4 protein-coding genes are annotated in these 2,423 nt (G+C 70.8%); 1 reads left to right on the top strand and 3 read right to left on the bottom strand.

The window, feature by feature from the left end:
• Positions 1–41: 41 nt before the first annotated feature.
• From AB0J68_RS30960 to AB0J68_RS30970, 3 genes are all read right to left on the bottom strand, one after another.
• Entirely contained in the window at positions 42–503 is a 462-nt protein-coding gene (locus AB0J68_RS30960) for an SRPBCC family protein (protein WP_354860122.1), read from the bottom strand.
• Positions 504–555: 52 nt separating this feature from the next.
• Positions 556–972, bottom strand: a complete 417-nt coding sequence (locus AB0J68_RS30965; RefSeq protein ID WP_363942294.1) for a DUF2795 domain-containing protein — start codon at positions 970–972, stop codon at positions 556–558.
• 91 nt (positions 973–1,063) lie between these two features.
• Positions 1,064–2,050, bottom strand: a complete 987-nt coding sequence (locus tag AB0J68_RS30970; protein WP_355136239.1) for a YihY/virulence factor BrkB family protein — start codon at positions 2,048–2,050, stop codon at positions 1,064–1,066.
• 188 nt (positions 2,051–2,238) lie between these two features.
• Here AB0J68_RS30970 and AB0J68_RS30975 point away from each other — a divergent pair.
• The coding region (locus AB0J68_RS30975; protein WP_363942296.1) for a ChaB family protein at positions 2,239–2,423 on the top strand (185 nt) is incomplete at its 3' end.

The raw sequence follows: 2,423 nt of genomic DNA on the forward strand, positions 1-2,423 counted from the left end.
CGCCGGAGTTCCCGGCGGCCATCGTCGGTCGGTTCGCGGGATCACGGCTGCGGGCGGTCCACCGAGCCACGCCAGGCGCCGGTCTCCTGACCGCGCCGCTCGATGAACGTCTTGAACCGCTCCAGATCGCCCTTGGCCCGCCGGTCGACGATGCCGAGCTTGTCGCCGGCCTGCTCGACCACCCCGTGCGGCTCGAACTCGAGCTGGAGGGTGACCCGGGTCTTGCCCTCGTCCAGGCGGTGGAAGGTCACCACACCGGCCTGCTGGGTGCCGCCGGTGGAGCGCCAGGCGACCCGCTCGTCGGGCAGCTGCTCGGTGATCTCGGCGTCGAACTCGCGCTTCACGCCGGCGATGTCCACCGTCCAGTGAGTCATCGTGTCGGAGAGCTGCCGGACCTCCTGCACGCCCTCCATGAACTGGGGGAACTCCTCGAACTGCGTCCACTGGTCGTACGCGGTGCTTACGGGTACGGAAACCTCGACGTGTTCGGTAACGCCACTCATCAGGAACCCTCCTCTGGTCGCGGGTGATGGCCGGATCGGGGGACGATCCTGCTCACCAGCGAGTTGTCTCGTTCTTGTTGCCGAGCGCGGCCCACACCTCGGAGACCGTCTGGTACTCGGTGCCCTCGGGCAGCCGCTCCAGCGCCGCCACGATGTCGTCGGGCGCCTCGTTCTCCCGGGCGCTGGCGATGAGCACCAGTCGGTCGCCGGGCAGCGCGCTCATGGAGATGAACCGGCCGAGCCGGCTGCGCTGCTCGACGTCGGTGGAACTCATCCCCTGCGGGGTGCCGGTGCGCAGGTCGCCCGCCGGTGCCGTGGTGGTCTCCGGCTGGTCCTCGCCGGCCGGTTCCGGCACCCGGGACTCCTCGACCCGAGAGCCGCCGGTCCCCGGCCCCTGGACGAGGCCGCTGACCTCCTGGCTCATCTGCTCGTCGATCCTCGGTCCGTGCTTGCTGTTGCCACGCTCCATGCCTTCTGCGCTACCCGGCACCCCGCCCGGTAAACCGGCACCGCGTCACGAACCGGCCCCCGGGCCGGACATCCGGGCGGACAACCGGCGCTTAGGAGTCGGCGGCCTTCCGCGGCGGCAGAATCGGCTCCTGGAGGTCCTTCTCGCCCGCCTGCAACTGCCGGCCGCGCTGCACCTCGGCGTTGATCTGCACCCCGAGCATCAGGGCGGAGTTGGACAGGTAGAGCCAGACCAGGAACGCGATGGCCGCGCCCAGGCTCCCGTACGTCGTGTTGTACGAGGCGAACTTGGCCACGTAGAGGCCGAAGCCGAAGGAGACCGCCGCCCAGGAGACCAGGGCCACCGCGCCGCCGGGGGTGAGCCAGCGGAAGCGGGGCTGGCGCACGTTCGGGGCGATCCAGAACAGCAGGGACAGCAGCACCGCCATGACTATGGCGAGCACCGGCCACTTCGCCACGCTCCACACCGTCCGGGCCAGGCCGCCGGCGTGGATCAGGTCGCCGACCGCGTCGGTGACCGGGCCGCTGACGATCAGCGCGAGGGCGACCACCGCGAGCAGCACCAACGTCACCGCGGCCAAGCCGATCTGCACCGGCCGCAGCTTCCAGACCGGCCGACCCTCGGTCACCCCGTAGATCGCGTTGGAGGCACGGGTGAACGCCCCGATGAAGCCCGACGCCGACCACAGCGCGCCGAGCAGACCGAAACTCAGCAGCACCTTCACGTTGCTCTGCTGAACCACCACGGCCCGGATCACCCCGACCACGCCGCCGTCCTTGTCAGCCACCACCGATCCGGCACCCACCTGCTTGGCGAGGTCGACAACCGTGTCCAGGGTCCGCTCGCCGTCGGAGACCAGACCGACCAGGGCCACCACCACGATGGCGGACGGAAAGAGCGCCAGCACCCCGTAGTAGGTGAGTGCGGCGGCCCAGTCGGAGCAGTTGTCGTTGACGAAGTTCGTCACGCTGCGCACCAGCACCCCGCGCCAGGTCCGCCAGCTCAGCTGCCGCATCCGCCGGGGCACCGGCGCACCCGGCGTGTCGGCGCGCGTCGTACCGGGCTCCGTGGTCGTCATGCCCGCTCCCTGTTCCCCGGCCACCGGATGACCGGTCATCCGGTCGGGCCTGGCCCGGCCGGTACCCGAAGCGGGAAATCGACAAACCCGGGCCGACGCCGCCGTGGTGCGGCCCCGCCCGCGACGCGTTTGCCACCCCGCCCGCGGGGAACGGTGACAGTGATTCTGTCGACACGGAGGAGGACGAGATGCCCGGGCGCGAGGATCTGCCCAGCACGCTGCGACGCTCCCCGGACAAGGCGCAGCGGACCTGGGAGAAGACACACGACTCGGCGGTGGAGACCTACGGCGAGGGCGAGCGGTCGCACCGCACCGCCTTCGCGGCGGTGAAGCACCAGTTCGAGAAGGTGGGCGACCACTGGGAGCCGAAGGG

The organism is Micromonospora sp. NPDC049580 (assembly GCF_040675595.1).
In the GTDB taxonomy this organism is placed as follows: domain Bacteria; phylum Actinomycetota; class Actinomycetes; order Mycobacteriales; family Micromonosporaceae; genus Micromonospora.